Source organism: Xenorhabdus griffiniae (assembly GCF_001028135.1).
Lineage (GTDB): Bacteria > Pseudomonadota > Gammaproteobacteria > Enterobacterales > Enterobacteriaceae > Xenorhabdus > Xenorhabdus bakwenae.
The window spans coordinates 1-16,083 of the sequence record NZ_LDNM01000064.1; the positions used below are offsets into that span (position 1 = coordinate 1).

A 16,083-nucleotide genomic window follows, 5' to 3' on the forward strand; every position below is an offset into this window, starting at 1 on the left:
CTCTTTTCGTGTCAAGCCTTATTTTTCAGGGCCTTTCACGTTGTCATCCCGACCGGTTTGTGTGTTTGTCGTGACAACGGAAGCGCATTATAGGGAGTTTTATGACGCTGACAATAGTTTTTTTAAAATTTTTTTCTGTTCGTGGTTTTTTTCCTCAAAACGAGGTAATAACCAGCAGAAAGACTGTTTTTAAGGCGTTTTATCACACGATATTTGCAAAAATTTCTCAGAAAAATGATCTACCTGTTCCCAATCGGTGTATTCGATTTCTTTTGTAGTATCTGTTTCTCCTCCGGTCATTCGCATAATGAACTGAATCATCATGCGATCCAACCAACGATAACGTGGATAGAGTAACGCTCCCGCAAAAACTCCGCATAAATCAGGTTGCCACGGACTTTTTATTAAAAACTTACGTACATAAGCGTTCGTTTCTGGCGTTCTTTTTTCTGGCTTTCTCGCCGTTAAGTTGACGCCAAAGAAAGCTGTTGGCATTTGGTTCAATTGTTTTTGATGGCGAATGACAAAATCATGCAATACAAAATTGAAACTACCATAACGTATCGACGCTCCTACCATGACTTTTTGGTAAGGCATCAAATTGATTTGTTTCACTGTAGAAAGATCTCTTAACTCACACTTAATACCAGCACGACGGAGGTTCTCTGCGATACGGGTAATAATTTTTTTGGTCTGCCCATCTTGGGTAGAATAGAGCAACAAATAATTCATAGATACGCCCTTATTAAACAGAGAATCACATATAAACACTATTCACGCCAAAAAGTAGGGGTAAATAGGACCAATAATGTGAATACTTCCAAACGCCCAAATAACATAGTGACAACCAATATCCATTTAGCCGCCGGATTCATCGTTGTAAAGTTATCAGCGACGGCTCCCAATCCTGGCCCCAAGTTATTCAATGTTGCGGCGATGGCAGAAAAAGCAGAAAATTCGTCAACACCCGTTGCGATCAGTAACAACATACTAACGACGAAAACCAGTGCGTAAGCAGAGAAAAAACCCCATACTGCTTCAATAATCCGTTCCGGTAATGCTCGACGCCCCAATTTAATGGTATACACAGCATTCGGGTGCACTAAACGCTTTAATTCACGCGATCCTTGCAAGAACAACAACAAAATACGGATAACTTTGAGACCGCCTCCTGTTGACCCCGCACATCCCCCTATAAATGCAGAACATAACAGCAGAAAAGGCAGAAACAGAGGCCAATTGGCAAAAGAGTCCGTTGTAAACCCAGCCGTTGTTGCCATAGAGATAACTTGAAAAAACGCGTGATTCAATGCTTCCCATTCTGATTCATAAACAGAATGTTGCCATAATATCAGCATACAGATGGCCAACAGTGCCAACTGAATAGTAATGAACATCCGAAATTCTGGATCACGCCAGTACACTTTCAAGCTTCGTCCAGAAAGAACCGCAAAATGCAAACCAAAATTACAGCCCGAAATCAATAAGAACATGGCAATAATCGTATTGATGGCCGGGCTATTAAAAAAGCCGATACTGGCATCATGGGTAGAAAACCCCCCAATAGCGATGGTAGAAAAGCTATGAGAAATCGCATCGAATGCTGACATTCCCGCCGCCCACAATGCCAGCGCACAGGCAATGGTCAACAAGACATAAATCAGCCAAAGCGTTTTTGCCGTTTCTGCAATACGTGGACGCATTTTATTGTCTTTCAACGGTCCTGGCATTTCTGCACGATAAAGCTGCATTCCCCCCACACCAAGCAGAGGTAAGATCGCCACCGCCAGAACGATAATTCCCATGCCACCTAACCATTGCAGCATTTGTCGATAGAACAAAATAGCCTTGGGAAGGGAATCAAGGCCAACAAGCGTCGTCGCCCCTGTTGTCGTCAAGCCAGAAAATGATTCAAAAAAGGCATCTGTGACTGAAAGATTAGGTTTTTCTGAGAAAATGAATGGCAATGCCCCCACACTTCCCAACACGGTCCAAAATAGGACAACAATCAAAAAACCCTCTTTTGGCTTGAGTTCAGATTTTTGTTCGCGATTAGGTATCCACAATATTAAACCAATGACGAGAGCAAAGATGAAGGTCTGGCTGAATGCCCTGCCTGCGCCATCACGATAGATCAATGCGACCAGCCCCGGAATAATCATTGTGACAGAGAAAAGAATGACAAGTAGTCCAACAATGCGGGTTATGGCGCGAAAATGCATTCGGCTGGTTCCTTAGAAATCCGGTATGAAGAATAATTATGATTTTGGTGTTAAAAACAGAGCACCACGGCTCAAGTCCCGTAATTTATCACCTATCTCACCAACAAGGGTAGCTGGCAGCGAGACTTGCAACGTGACATTTTCAGCATAATCACTGGCGATCACTTGCCCAGAAAATTGGTGTAGCAACTGTTCTACCATTGAAATATGCGAGTACTCACACTGTAACTGGTATAACTTCTGCGGTACTTTGTATTCGGTTTGCAACAGCTTCAGAGCTTGCTGTACCCCATTGCCATAGGCTTTTACCAAACCACCCGTACCCAATTTTATGCCACCAAAATAGCGAACAGATACAGCAGTAATTTCCCCCAAACGACTTCCTATTAACTGAGCAATCATCGGCTTACCAGCGGTTCCGGTAGGCTCACCATCATCAGAAAACCCTAACTGTTGGGAATCATCCGGCGCTCCTGCCACAAAAGCCCAACAATGGTGCCGAGCATCAGGATATTGTTCTTTGATGCTTTGGATAAATAACTTCGCCTCATCCACCCCGCTGGTATGCTCCAGCAGGGTAATGAAACGACTCTTTTTTATTTCTTCAGTAAAACTGACTGAAGCCGCAGGAATTAAATAAGGCTTCATTACGATAATTGTAATTCTCTGGTCATATTTTCAATTTTTCCATCGTGAATAACGATGTTATCTTCAATACGAATACCACCATAATTTTTCAACATATTGATTTTCTTCCAATCAAAATGTTGACGATATTCACTTTCACGCCACTGCGCTAATAAAGTTTCAATGAAATAGATCCCAGGTTCAATGGTCAAAACCATTCTTGGCTCCAGAATACGGGTACAGCGCAAATAAGGATGCATCTCCGGGGTGGCCAGATGGGTTCCTTTATCATCTTGCATAAATCCCGCAGCGTCATGCACCTGCAAACCTAAAGGATGGCCGAGTCCGTGTGGGAAAAATGGTGTCGTCAATCCTGTTTCAACCATATCTTCTTCACTGATCCCATGAACAATATCATGTTTTTTCAGTATCCTGGCTATACGTTGGTGCATATTAACATGGTAGTCGGTATATCGAACTCCCGTTTTAATTGTGCCGATGAGCGCCTGTTGTTCTTCATTCAGATCCTTTATCAGTGAGGCAAAATCATTATGAGGCTTTGCTGCATAGGTTCTGGTGATATCCGCAGCATAACCATGATATTCCGCTCCAGCATCAATCAAAAAACTGCGTATTTCCGAAGGAACCCTCTGCTGTAATTTGTTGTAGTGCAAAACAGCCGTATTTTCATTCAAGGCAACAATATTATCATAAGGGACATCGGTATCACGATGCCCGGTTGCCATCAAATAGAACATATTGATTTCGAATTCGCTCACACCAGACAAAAATGCATCATAAGCGGCCAGATGACCATTAACGGCGGTTTTCTGGGCCTCACGCATACAAGCCAATTCATAATCTGTTTTATATGAACGATGATAATTCAAATAATCCAAAACAGCTTTTGGGTTGATATTGTGATCAAGAATGCCCAAAGATTTAGCACGCTCCGTTTGTTCACCAATATAAGCGGTGTTCTGTTTTGACAATCCATTCAGTTTAATGCTGATATCTTCAACTTTTGCCAAATGGATCATTTCTATTTCGTCAGTCCAGTATCCACTGGGTAGTGGCTCTACGCTGTGCCAGTAATCTACTGGTGAATGAAACCAGAGCTTAGGTTTATTAACACCGTCAATCCACAACCAGCAATTAGGCACTTTGGTCACAGGTATCCAAGCCTTAAAGTGTGCATTTACCTTAAACGGATAATGGCTGTCATCCAGAAAAACCCGTAATGATTCACCTGAATGAATAAGCAAGGCGTCAAACTGAGTTCGTTCTAAGATTTCTCGGGCACGTTTTTGTAAGGTTTTAATATGTTCTTGGTACAGAGATGCCAACTTTTCCATCTTCTTAATTAACCTTTTGATTTTTTGGCAGGAGCTTAAATATTACCACAATCCATTATTGTGGGAGCTATCACGTGAAAAACGCCCTCTCTGAAAATAAACTAATATATTTATATTTTTCAATGCATTAACAAAATATATTGCTCCCTGCCATAAATCTTACCTGTGATCTGCCCTACAAAAAATTAATCATTAGTTTGCATTAAATTAACACAGTAATCACAATCAACTGCATCTGGTCATACCAGATGGTATGCACTCATTGAGGAGAATGACATGCTCTACCTAAGTGAAACTATTCAAGTAAAATGGCTGAAAGATGGCATTGCTGAACTCATCTTCAATGCGCCGGCTGCAATTAATAAATTAGACACAAAAACGGTTACTTCGCTGGATAAAGCCGTTGCTACCCTTGAGCAAGAAACTAAACTAAAAGGGTTACTGCTACGCTCTGAAAAACAAGCTTTTATTGTTGGTGCTGATATCACAGAATTTTTATCGCTATTCAGTGCACCAGCAGAAAAACTGCACGAATTACTGGATCTCGCCAACAATATCTTTAACCGTATAGAAGATCTCGCCGTTCCAACTATTTCTGCTATCAATGGCTATGCCCTTGGCGGTGGGTGTGAATTGGTGCTTTCAACAGATTTTCGTATCGCATCCCCCGATCTTCGCATCGGATTACCAGAAACTAAATTAGGTATTATGCCGGGATTTGGTGGCTCTGTTCGCCTGCCACGCCTGATTGGCACAGACAACGCTCTCGAAATCATTTCCGCAGGAAAAGATATTGGTGCTGAAGAAGCACTGAAAAATGGCCTGGTTGATGCCGTAGTTCCCGCCGAAAAACTGGTTGACTCTGCCGTTTCAATTCTGGAACAAGCTATTCAAGGAGACTTGGACTGGCAAGCCGCCCGTCAGCCTAAACTGATGCCTCTGACTCTCAATGAGATCGAACGTACCATGAGTTTCACCGTCGCAAAAGGTATGGTCATGAAGGTTGCCGGCCCTCATTATCCAGCACCAATCACTGCGGTAAAAACCATTGAAAAAGCCGCTACACTGGGTCGTGATGAAGCCTTAAAACTGGAATCAGCCAGTTTTGTTTCATTAGCACACACGTCTGTCTCTCGTGCTTTAATCGGCATCTTTCTGAATGAGCAATATGTTAAAGGCCTGGCGAAGAAACACCTGCAAACCGTTACAACCCCTGAGCATGCAACTGTACTGGGGGCCGGGATCATGGGTGGAGGTATTGCCTATCAATCAGCGCACAAAGGTATTCCTGTCTTGATGAAAGATATTAATCAAAAAGCGCTGGATTTAGGTATCAATGAAGCTGCCAAATTGCTGAATAAACAATTTGAGCGTGGGCGTTTAGATGCCATGAAGATGGCTAAAATTCTGGCATCCATTCATCCAACCCTGAATTATGCGGGTATTGAGCAATCCCGAATTGTTGTTGAAGCTGTCGTTGAAAATCCGAAGATTAAAGCGGCGGTTTTAGCAGAAACAGAATCACATATCAGCGATGATTGCATTCTGGCTTCCAATACCTCCACTATCCCAATCACTGAATTAGCAAAATCGCTCAAACGCCCGGAAAACTTCTGTGGGATGCATTTCTTCAACCCAGTACATCGTATGCCGTTGGTTGAAATTATTTGTGGAGAAAAAACCGCAGATAAGACGATTGCAAATGTTGTTGCGTATGCCAGTAAAATGGGCAAAACACCGATCGTTGTTAACGATTGCCCCGGCTTCTTTGTAAACCGCGTATTGTTCCCTTATCTGGCTGGTTTTGGCATGTTGTTGCGTGATGGTGGTGATTTCCGCCAAATCGACAAAATCATGGAAAAAGAATTTGGCTGGCCAATGGGTCCTGCTTATCTCATTGATGTTGTCGGTATTGACACCGCCCACCATGCACAATCTGTCATGGCTCAGGGTTTCCCAAACCGCATGAGCCGCGATTATCGGGATGCCATTGATGTACTCTTTGAAAATCAGCGTTATGGTCAGAAAAATGGCGTTGGTTTCTATAAATATACCCAAGATAAAAAAGGCAAGCCGAAAAAAGAGCAGGATGATACTACCGATCAATTATTGGCAAGCATCAGCAAACCGAAACATACTTTCTCTGGCGAAGAGATCATTGCCCGAACCATGATCCCAATGATTAACGAAGTTGTTCGCTGCTTCGAAGAAGGTGTTATTGCCAGCCCCGCAGAAGCGGATATGGCACTGGTCTATGGCTTAGGCTTCCCTCCATTCCATGGTGGCGTTTTCCGTTATCTGGATACCCTGGGAACTGCCGCCTATGTGAAGATGGCAGAAAGTTATACTCACCTGGGCGCCCTCTATCACATACCCGCTGGTCTGAAAGCAAAAGCCGAAGGTAATGAAAGTTACTACCCTGCCCCAGCAGAACTTGCTGTTAATTCAGGTGAAAAAGTGTGAGGTCTGAAAACATGGAAAACGTAGTTATTATTGATGGTATCCGTACCCCGATGGGGCGCTCAAGAGGTGGTGTATTCCGTCAGGTCCGTGCCGAAGATCTCTCTGCACATCTGATGAAGTCAATACTCAAGCGCAATCCTACTGTTAAACCTGAAGATATTGATGATATCTCTTGGGGGTGCGTGCAACAAACACTGGAACAAGGGTTCAATATTGCCCGCAACTCAGCTTTACTCGCGGGTATTCCCCATTCAGTTCCTGCGGTCACGGTTAACCGTCTCTGTGGTTCTTCGATGCAATCGCTGCACGATGGTGCCCGCATGATCATGACCGGTGATGCCAGTATTGTTATGGTCGGTGGTGTTGAACATATGGGACATGTTCCCATGACACACGGTGTCGACTTTCATCCCAAATTAAGCCGTAACGTTGCCAAGGCAGCAGGTGTGATGGGGTTAACGGCAGAAATGCTGGCCAAAATGTACAATATTAGTCGTGAAATGCAGGATGAGTTTGCCCTCCGTTCTCATCAACGTGCAACACAAGCGACCGTATCCAAGGCTTTCTCTAGCGAAATAGTCCCCATATATGGACATGATGCTGAAGGAAATCTGAAACTCGTCGATTTTGATGAAGTGATCCGCACAGATGCTAATCCAAAAGATTTGGCTGCACTGCGTCCCGTTTTTGATCCTGTCACTGGAAGTGTGACTGCGGGTAACTCCTCAGCGCTTTCCGATGGCGCCTCTGCCATGCTGATCATGAGCGAAAGCAAAGCTAAAGCGTTAGGATTAAAACCTCGCGCCCGTATTCGCTCAATGGCGGTGGTGGGTTGTGATCCTTCTATCATGGGTTATGGCCCTGTGCCGGCCACACAAATGGCCCTGAAAAAAGCCGGATTAAGCCTTACGGATATTGGCGTTATGGAATTGAACGAAGCATTCGCCGCACAATCCCTGGCTTGTATAAAGGGATTGAATCTGCTGGAGAGTATGGATGACAGAATCAACCTGAACGGCGGCGCTATTGCTCTCGGTCACCCATTGGGGTGCTCTGGTACTCGCATTACAACCACTCTGCTTAACTTGATGGAGCGTAAAGATGTTCAGTTCGGACTATCAACCATGTGCATCGGGTTAGGCCAGGGTATAGCCACGATTATTGAAAGAGTATAGTCATGAAAACTTGGCTATAAAGCATAGTTGACGATTGACATTTATGGCTTTTAAAAATTAACGTTTTTCCCTTGTCTGTCTTATCTATTGCATCATTCTAGTCAGTTGTTGCCATAGTTTCCCGCCTGTCAGGGGCGGGTTTTTTATTTTTTGTCGTCTCATTTTTTATCGGCAAACGGCTCAAATAAACTCAAATGCATCCCCATACATGCGTTCGATAGATGCATCTCGCTCACTACAGAACCGTTCACGGGCAATTTTAGCCATCTCAAAGCGGCCAGCAATGTAAATATCATGGTTTGCCAAACTGCCGAAATCTTCCAAAACCGCACTCAGAACTGTTCCCGTTCTTCCGCGCCAGTGTTCATCAACTTGTTCAACCACCGGTACAACGGTCAAATTAGGATAATGCTCACTTAATGATTGCAACGCCCCCAAATCATAAAGGTGTTGCAGTTCTCGCCCTCCCCAATAGATGGAAATTTCACGATTAGGATTTTTTTTCAATGCAGCCAATAAGATAGAGCGCGTATATGAGAATCCCGTTCCACCGGCAATCAATAACATCGGGTTTTTGCTGTCTTCACGAAACCAGGCATGACCATGTGGAATGTCAATATCAATGACTTTCTGATCCAGAATTCTATCCATTACCGCCATCGCATAGAGATTTAGCTCAGAAGCCCCAATATGCAACTCAATTATCTGTTTTTCTGAGGGTGGTGATGCCATGGAGAAAGGACGTTTATCCCTTTCATCCATAATCACCATTAAATATTGTCCTGCACGGAAAAAAAAAGGCGAATCAGGTAATAAACGAACCCGATAAACTGTATCTGTAATGGAGTCAACCGATGTTACTTTACAACTTAATATTGTCATGCGTTCCCTCTTATCGCTTCAAAATATCTAATTGATCCCAAATTTCATCGACACGGGCCCGAATTTCATCGCTCATCACTATCGGACGTCCCCATTCCCTTTGTGTCTCTCCTGGCCATTTATTCGTTGCATCTAACCCCATTTTTGAGCCTAACCCAGAAACAGGCGATGCAAAATCGAGATAGTCAATGGGGGTATTTTCCATTAAGACTGTATCTCTCTGCGGGTCCATTCGCGTTGTTATCGCCCAGATGACATCATTCCAATCTCGCGCATTGATATCATCATCACAAACGATAACAAATTTTGTGTACATAAATTGTCTCAGATATGACCAAACTCCCATCATTACTCGCTTGGCATGGCCTGCATACTGTTTTTTCATTGTAACGATCGCAAGTCGATAAGAGCAGCCTTCTGGTGGCAAGTAAAAATCCACAATTTCAGGAAATTGTTTTTGCAATATTGGCACCAATACTTCATTCAACGCAACCCCCAGTACCGCAGGTTCATCCGGCGGACGCCCAGTGTAAGTAGAATGATAGATAGCATCACTGCGTTGGGTAATATGGGTTACGGTAAATACCGGGAACATATCGACTTCATTGTAATAGCCGGTATGATCACCATATGGCCCTTCCGGTGCCATTTCACCAGGTTCAATGTAGCCTTCAAGGACAATCTCAGCGCTGGCAGGTACTTCCAGATCATTGGATATACATTTAACAACTTCCGTTTTATGCCCACGCAATAATCCAGCAAACGCATATTCAGACAAGGTATCAGGAATTGGAGTAACCGCCCCCAATATCGTGGCAGGATCGGCTCCCAATGCAACAGATACAGGGAAACGTTCCCCCGGATGAGCCTGACACCACTCCTGAAAATCAAGCGCACCACCACGATGTGATAACCAGCGCATAACCAGTTTGTTTTTTCCCAATACCTGTTGACGGTAAATACCCAAGTTCTGGCGCTCTTTATTAGGTCCTTTAGTCACCGTCAATCCCCAGGTAATCAAAGGGGCTGCATCTTCTGGCCAACAATGCATGACTGGAATACGGGTGAGATCCACCTCATCTCCTGCCCAAATCTGTTCCTGACACGGCGCAGAGCTAAGGCGTTTGGTTGGCATATTCAAAACCTGTTTGAATTTCGGCAATTTATCGACCAAATCACGAAAGCCTTTTGGTGGCTCAGGCTCTTTCAGAAAAGCCAATAGTTTCCCAACATCATGCAGTGCCTTAACATCATCCTGCCCCATTCCCATAGCAACACGCTGAGGTGTCCCAAACAAGTTGCACAATACAGGCATCGAATATCCCTTAGGATTTTCAAATAATAAGGCAGGACCACCGGCACGAAGAGTACGATCTGCGATTTCAGTCATTTCCAGGTATGGATCAACTTCTATACGAATTCGCTTTAATTCACCTGATTGTTCCAACAAGGAAAGAAAGTCTCTTAGATCGCGATATTTCATAGTGTTCATTTGTGCCGATTTTCAGGGGGGAAAGCCATTATAATCCCTCCCATGAGGGTTACAAGGAAAACTCATAACCTGCTAAAACACAATGGATTTAGTGCAATAATCAAGACATAGACTTTTACTGAAAATAAGCACGATAGAATATAAAAATACGGCTTACACTTAAATAACTTCTATCTTTACTGGTGACCCTTTAGTACTGGTTTTGTTATGCTAGGCACTCTACGCAATGGAGTCGAAATATGATGGGAAATTGGTATCTTCTTTACTGTAAACGTGGGCAAGTCTCTCGGGCAATAGAGAATTTAGAGCGACAGGACGTAATTTGCTTAACACCTACAGCCAAAATTGAAAAAATTATTCGGGGTAAACGAACCACAGTTACTGAGCCACTGTTTCCCAATTACCTGTTTGTCCACTTTAATCCCGAAGTTATTCATACCACGACCGTTAATTCCACACGTGGTGTCAATCATTTCGTTCGATTCAGTACTTATCCTGCCATTGTTCCACAAACATTGATTGATGAATTAATGTCTGTTACTGAGCAAGAATATATTGCACCTGAAACCCCGATTACTGGTGATACTGTCTTAATCACTGAGGGGATCTTCGAAGGCATTCAAGCAATTTATAATGAACCGGATGGGGAAACCCGCTCCATTCTCTTGCTAAATATTCTCAACAAAGAAGTTTCTAAGGTTTTAGATAATAAATATTTCATCAAAATTTAAGCAGAGGACGGGCAAAATTGCCCGTCTCAAGCGATTACAAATCAGTATTTTTGTTCATGCAGCCACTGCGCTACACGCTTGGCAAAATAGGTCAGAACACCATCTGCTCCCGCTCGTTTGAAGCACAATAGTGATTCCATAATCGCGGGCTGCTCTTTCAACCAACCATTTTGAATCGCTGCCATATGCATGGCATATTCCCCAGAAACCTGATAAGCAAATGTCGGCACACCGAAAGTCTCTTTTACCCGGCGAATCACATCCAAATATGGCATACCCGGTTTAACCATGACGCTATCTGCACCTTCCTGTAAATCCTGTGCAATTTCCTGCAACGCTTCATCACTATTTGCAGGGTCCATTTGATAGGTCATCTTATTGCCACCTTTCAGGTTACCGCTGGAGCCAATAGCATCCCTAAATGGCCCATAGTAACAAGAGGCGTATTTGGCAGAATAAGCCATAATTTGGGTATTAACATAACCATCCATCTCAAGCTGCTCGCGAATAGCCCTAACGCGGCCATCCATCATATCGCTTGGCGCGATAATTTCGCCCCCAGCTTCAGCATGGGACAATGCCTGCTTAACCAGAATATCTTTGGTAATGTCATTGATAACATAACCATCCTGATCAATAACACCATCTTGCCCGTGGGTAGTAAATGGATCGAGCGCTACATCCGTCAGAAGACCCAATTCAGGAACAGCATCTTTCAGGGCACGAACAGAGCGCTGAATCAAGCCGTCGGGGTTATAGGCTTCTTTCGCATCCAATGATTTCTTGTCCGCTTCAATGACCGGAAACAGAGACAAAACAGGAATACCCAGTCGGGCAATCTCTTCTGCTTCTTTCAGCAAAAGATCGATTGTCAGACGATACACTCCTGGCATTGAAGACACTTCCTGACGCTGATTCGTTCCTTCCATAACAAATACAGGATAAATCAGATCATTCACAGTAAGTTGATTTTCAGCAACTAAGCGGCGGGAAAAGTCATGACGGCGCACACGACGCATACGACGACCGGGAAATACCCCCGGAAATACATAGCTCATATTGTTCTCCTAATGTAAAACCCAGCGCCAAAGCGCTGGGTTAATAGTCATCGTTTCATGATAATGATGTTAACACCATCAATCAGTTCGCAATAACCATGAATGCCTGGCATCAGATTATTGTTTAAAATTGTCACCAATATCACTGTCTGATTTATCTTCTGGATTGATAAAATTACGCCGTCCCCATTTACCAACATAGAACTGCGAAAGCAAAATCCCCAGCTCAAATAGCAAATACATGGGAACAGCCAGCAAAGTCTGTGAGAAAACATCGGGTGGTGTTAACAACATCCCAACCACAAACGCCCCAACTAAAATATAAGGACGCTTTCTCTTTAGTGATTCTGGCGTCACTATCCCACTCCAACACAGCAAAATAATGGCAATGGGTATTTCGAATGAAACGCCAAAAGCCATAAATAGCGCCATGACAAAGCTTAAATAATTGCTGATATCCGTCGAGATTACGACCCCAACGGGTACGGTATTGATAAAGAAACCAAACGCAATGGGAAAAACGATAAAATAGGCAAATGCCATTCCCAGATAAAACAATATGCTACTGGAAAACAGTAAGGGCATAATCAAACGGCGTTCGTGTTTATACAATGCCGGCGCAATAAATGCCCATACTTGATAAAGGATCATCGGTGCCGAAACAAAGATAGACACCATAATGGTCAGTTTAATTGGGGTAAAAAAAGGTGATGCAACATCTGTTGCAATCATATTGGCACCTTTAGGTAATTGTTCCATTAAAGGCGCTGCAATAAGTCGATAAATGTCATTGGAAAAATAAACCAATGCCAGAAACACAACCAGCACGGTAATTAAACTATTTAAAATCCGCTTACGCAGTTCAATCAGGTGACTGATAAGAGGTTGGGTATTATCCACAGACATGTTTCAGTGTTCGCCATTTACTTGTTCAGGTGGTTTTCTTTTTTGTTGCTCTGTGCTTGCGTTCGATTGCTCTGCAATGACTGATTCTGAATTCGAGTGCCTTGCAACCGATTGGGACCCAGAAGAATGAAAATACGTTTCATCCTCCTCCAATTCCCTCATTTCATCCGGTTTCAACTGATACGTATTTTTCAATGAATCAGCCGCTTCCTTCAGCGCCTCCATTGAAGCTTTCAGTTCTGGCGAAAGTGATTGCAGGTCGGCTTTTTCTTCCATTTTTTTCAGGGTGTCCTGAAGCTCTTGCAATTTTAGTTCCTGAGCAAGCTCATTCTGGACATTAGCCGCCAGCGAACGCAATGCCCGAATCCAGCCAGCCACTGTTTTGACCGCAACAGGCAGACGTTCCGGTCCCAGAACGACCAGGCCAATGATCATCACTAACAGTAGTTCACTAAAACCAATGTCAAACACGGTTTATACCTGCTCTTTGTCTTTACTTTTACTCTCTGATTTTTCAGATTGCGCCGCCGTGAACTTTTCAGTGAGGTTTTTAGTTTCAAACTCGGCATCCTGATCCTGACTCATTTTTTCCGGCTGCGGTGACTTTCCATCATCACTCATTGCCTTTTTAAAGCCCTTGATTGATTCACCCAAGTCTGAACCCAAGGTACGCAGCTTATTAGTACCAAACACCAGTACGACAATGACGGCAATGATGAGCAATTGCCAAATACTTATACCACCCATACTGACCTACCTCCATTCATAGAATATTACTCGTGATTTAATGATAAACGACAAACTTTATGTTCAAAAATAACACAATCATACCAAAGATCGTGGCAGAATTACCTTCATTTAATATTCATCATTACTGAATTATTAACGCTTGCTTAAATGACACCAGCCCAATCCCCATGATGCAATTCCGCTCCCTATCATTCCCCATGCCAGATGTTTCTGATCTATGATGAAAAACAAACTACCACAGATAAAGAGAGTTGCACCAATCCCCAACAAATAGAGAGACTTGCGCTGTCTGAACTGTTGTTCCCTGAATTGTTGCGATATCTGATCTATGCTGCTTTGTAAACGCCGATGCTGCTGGAGAGAGCCATATACCAGCTCTGGAAGTTCTGGTAACTTTTCCGCCCAATAAGGTGCCTTCTCTTTAAAGGCACGCACAATAGCGGGAAGCCCAATCTGATCATGCAGCCAATCTTCCAGAAAAGGTTTTGCTGTTTTCCACAGATCAAGCTGAGGATAAAGTTGGCGCCCCAAGCCTTCAACATACAACAGCGTTTTTTGCAGCAGAACCAACTGAGGCTGAACTGCCATATTAAAACGACGGGCGGTATTGAAAAGGTTTAGCAAAACATGCCCAAATGAGATTTCAGCCAGTGGTTTTTCAAAAATTGGTTCACAAACGGTACGAATAGCAAATTCGAAATCTTCCACATTGGTATCTGCCGGCACCCAACCAGAATCGACATGCAGTTCAGCGACCCGACGATAATCACGATTGAAGAAAGCAATAAAATTTTCGGCCAGATAGCGTTTATCATCTTTATTCAAAGAGCCAACAATGCCGTAATCGATGCCGATATAAGTAGGATCTTCCGGTTTGTCATAACTGACGAAAATATTACCGGGATGCATATCCGCATGGAAAAAACTATCACGAAATACTTGGGTGAAGAATACCTGAACCCCACGTTCAGCCAATAATTTCATATTGGTGTTCTGCGCCTCTAAAGCCGCAACATCTGACACGGGAATACCATAAATGCGCTCCATCACCAAAACATTTTCCCGGCAATAGTCGGGATAGACTTCCGGCACGTAAAGCATTGAACTGTCTTCAAAATTACGCCGCAATTGAATCGCGTTTGCAGTTTCACGCAATAAATTCAGCTCATCAAGCAGCGTTTTCTCATATTCTCTTATAACTTCACGCGGACGAAGACGACGACCATCAGGTAAAAGAGGAACCAAATTTGCCAGGCGATACATTAACCGCACATCAGCTTTAATTACCGGCAGAATATCCGGGCGGATCACCTTTAAAACAACTTCTCTGCCATTCTCTTTCAATCGAGCAGTATGTACCTGAGCGATAGAAGCGGAAGCCAGGGGTTGTGGATCAAAATCCTCAAACCACGTTTCCAGCGCACCCTCTAAAGCCGTTTCAATCGATTTTCGTGCCACCGCGCCATCAAAGGACACTACCCGATCTTGTAACATCGAAAGTTGATCTGCAATCGCAGGCGGGAACAGGTCTCGACGCGTGGAGAGCATCTGGCCAAATTTGATCCACACTGGACCGAGTTCTTGTAATGCTAAACGCAAACGTTCGCCGAGAGGTTTATCCTTATGCTTGTTAGGTATCCAAAACAGGAAATAACGCCCAAAACGCAACGGCCATGTCAAACGAATATTAGGGATGAGTTCATCTAACCCGTAAGAAAGAAACACTCGGATGATAAAGTAAAGTCGTCTAATTTCACTGGGTGTCATGTTTTCCCTCCAGTGCCGCCAACCGTTTTTCGAGTTGTGTTATCTGATTGGCAACAGCACTAACCTCTTCGTTGAAATAAGCCACTTCCAACGCACTGGGAACCATTTTCCATTCTTCCGTCAATGATTCGGTGAAATACGTTTTCTTCCTTGCAATGGTATTGCTGGCAAATTCAAAACCTTTCTTTATCATCCGGCTGATACCTTCTGCGGCAATATCACCGACATAAGGGGAAAGATAATACGCAGGATCCCACTCTGACATATCCAGCAAAGCAGACCATTGTTGAATCACCTGCATGTCCCCTTCAATGACAATTTCCCCCCGGTTAATCAGGGTTGAAAGGCACTGGCGATCCCGTAGTTTGAGTAGTGCAGGGAGCGTTGCTTTCATCGAGCAATCCACAAGCTCTGACCATTGGCTCAAAACATCCACCCGTCTCTCACTGAATATCAGTATCAAGGGGGTTTCGATTTCTTTCAGTTTGATGGACAGTATCTTACCTGCCAGTCTCAAGCGGGCAGGTTTTAATACCGCTTCACGATATAACAGATGATTCAAGGTTGTTTCCAGAAAGGCCGTTACTACCGGAAACAACACCTTATCATTGGATGCCGCAGAACTCATATTATGGCTTAATGAGGGGGTTTCCAT

General features: G+C 43.6%; 15 protein-coding genes. 3 read left to right on the forward strand and 12 right to left on the reverse strand.

Going from position 1 to position 16,083, the window contains the following annotated elements; translation table 11 throughout:
- Positions 1 to 189: 189 nt before the first annotated feature.
- The 4 genes from hemG to pepQ are packed head-to-tail and all read right to left on the reverse strand — an operon-like array spanning position 190 to position 4,204.
- The gene (hemG, locus tag AAY47_RS13390; RefSeq protein WP_047770648.1) at positions 190 to 732 is read right to left on the reverse strand and encodes a menaquinone-dependent protoporphyrinogen IX dehydrogenase; all 543 of its coding nucleotides are present in this window, start codon (positions 730 to 732) and stop codon (positions 190 to 192) included.
- A 38-nt stretch (positions 733 to 770) separates the two neighbouring features.
- Positions 771 to 2,222 (reverse strand): Trk system potassium transporter TrkH, encoded by a 1,452-nt coding sequence (gene trkH / locus AAY47_RS13395; RefSeq protein ID WP_047770649.1) that lies wholly within the window; start codon positions 2,220 to 2,222, stop codon positions 771 to 773.
- Positions 2,223 to 2,258: 36 nt separating this feature from the next.
- A complete protein-coding gene (locus AAY47_RS13400; protein WP_047770650.1) occupies positions 2,259 to 2,870 on the reverse strand; it encodes an IMPACT family protein in 612 nt (203 codons plus the stop codon).
- Positions 2,870 to 4,204 carry a Xaa-Pro dipeptidase gene (pepQ, locus tag AAY47_RS13405; protein WP_047770651.1) on the reverse strand — a complete coding sequence of 445 codons (1,335 nt, stop codon included), beginning with the start codon at positions 4,202 to 4,204 and terminating at the stop codon, positions 2,870 to 2,872. Before pepQ ends, AAY47_RS13400 begins: the two co-directional genes overlap by 1 nt.
- A 276-nt stretch (positions 4,205 to 4,480) precedes the next feature.
- Here pepQ and fadB point away from each other — a divergent pair, with 276 nt between their 5' ends.
- Together fadB and fadA are read left to right on the forward strand one after the other, a co-directional pair.
- Positions 4,481 to 6,667 (forward strand): fatty acid oxidation complex subunit alpha FadB, encoded by a 2,187-nt coding sequence (fadB, locus tag AAY47_RS13410; RefSeq protein WP_047770652.1) that lies wholly within the window; start codon positions 4,481 to 4,483, stop codon positions 6,665 to 6,667.
- 11 nt (positions 6,668 to 6,678) lie between these two features.
- The gene (gene fadA / locus AAY47_RS13415) at positions 6,679 to 7,842 is read left to right on the forward strand and encodes an acetyl-CoA C-acyltransferase FadA (protein ID WP_047770674.1); all 1,164 of its coding nucleotides are present in this window, start codon (positions 6,679 to 6,681) and stop codon (positions 7,840 to 7,842) included.
- Between the two features lie 180 nt (positions 7,843 to 8,022).
- On the opposite strand, the gene fre is transcribed toward fadA, so the two are convergent.
- Positions 8,023 to 8,724 carry an NAD(P)H-flavin reductase gene (gene fre / locus AAY47_RS13420; RefSeq protein ID WP_047770653.1) on the reverse strand — a complete coding sequence of 234 codons (702 nt, stop codon included), beginning with the start codon at positions 8,722 to 8,724 and terminating at the stop codon, positions 8,023 to 8,025.
- A 10-nt stretch (positions 8,725 to 8,734) separates the two neighbouring features.
- The gene (ubiD, locus tag AAY47_RS13425; protein WP_047770654.1) at positions 8,735 to 10,207 is read right to left on the reverse strand and encodes a 4-hydroxy-3-polyprenylbenzoate decarboxylase; all 1,473 of its coding nucleotides are present in this window, start codon (positions 10,205 to 10,207) and stop codon (positions 8,735 to 8,737) included.
- A 251-nt stretch (positions 10,208 to 10,458) separates the two neighbouring features.
- Here ubiD and rfaH point away from each other — a divergent pair, with 251 nt between their 5' ends.
- Complete coding sequence (gene rfaH, locus AAY47_RS13430; protein ID WP_047770675.1) at positions 10,459 to 10,947, forward strand: transcription/translation regulatory transformer protein RfaH; 489 nt, start codon at positions 10,459 to 10,461, stop codon at positions 10,945 to 10,947.
- Between the two features lie 41 nt (positions 10,948 to 10,988).
- On the opposite strand, the gene hemB is transcribed toward rfaH, so the two are convergent.
- The 6 genes from hemB to ubiJ form a co-directional block, all read right to left on the reverse strand.
- A complete protein-coding gene (gene hemB, locus AAY47_RS13435) occupies positions 10,989 to 12,005 on the reverse strand; it encodes a porphobilinogen synthase (RefSeq protein ID WP_047770655.1) in 1,017 nt (338 codons plus the stop codon).
- A gap of 117 nt (positions 12,006 to 12,122) precedes the next feature.
- Positions 12,123 to 12,911, reverse strand: coding sequence for a Sec-independent protein translocase subunit TatC (tatC, locus tag AAY47_RS13440; protein WP_047770656.1), 789 nt, complete (start codon positions 12,909 to 12,911; stop codon positions 12,123 to 12,125).
- Positions 12,912 to 12,914: 3 nt separating this feature from the next.
- Positions 12,915 to 13,382: a Sec-independent protein translocase protein TatB gene (gene tatB, locus AAY47_RS13445; RefSeq protein ID WP_047770657.1), complete on the reverse strand. Its 468-nt coding sequence runs from the start codon at positions 13,380 to 13,382 to the stop codon at positions 12,915 to 12,917.
- 3 nt (positions 13,383 to 13,385) lie between these two features.
- Positions 13,386 to 13,658: a Sec-independent protein translocase subunit TatA gene (tatA, locus tag AAY47_RS13450; RefSeq protein ID WP_047770658.1), complete on the reverse strand. Its 273-nt coding sequence runs from the start codon at positions 13,656 to 13,658 to the stop codon at positions 13,386 to 13,388.
- Positions 13,659 to 13,793: 135 nt separating this feature from the next.
- Positions 13,794 to 15,428: a ubiquinone biosynthesis regulatory protein kinase UbiB gene (ubiB, locus tag AAY47_RS13455; protein WP_047770659.1), complete on the reverse strand. Its 1,635-nt coding sequence runs from the start codon at positions 15,426 to 15,428 to the stop codon at positions 13,794 to 13,796.
- A complete protein-coding gene (gene ubiJ, locus AAY47_RS13460) occupies positions 15,415 to 16,083 on the reverse strand; it encodes a ubiquinone biosynthesis protein UbiJ (protein ID WP_047770660.1) in 669 nt (222 codons plus the stop codon). The genes ubiB and ubiJ overlap by 14 nt, the downstream gene beginning before the upstream one ends.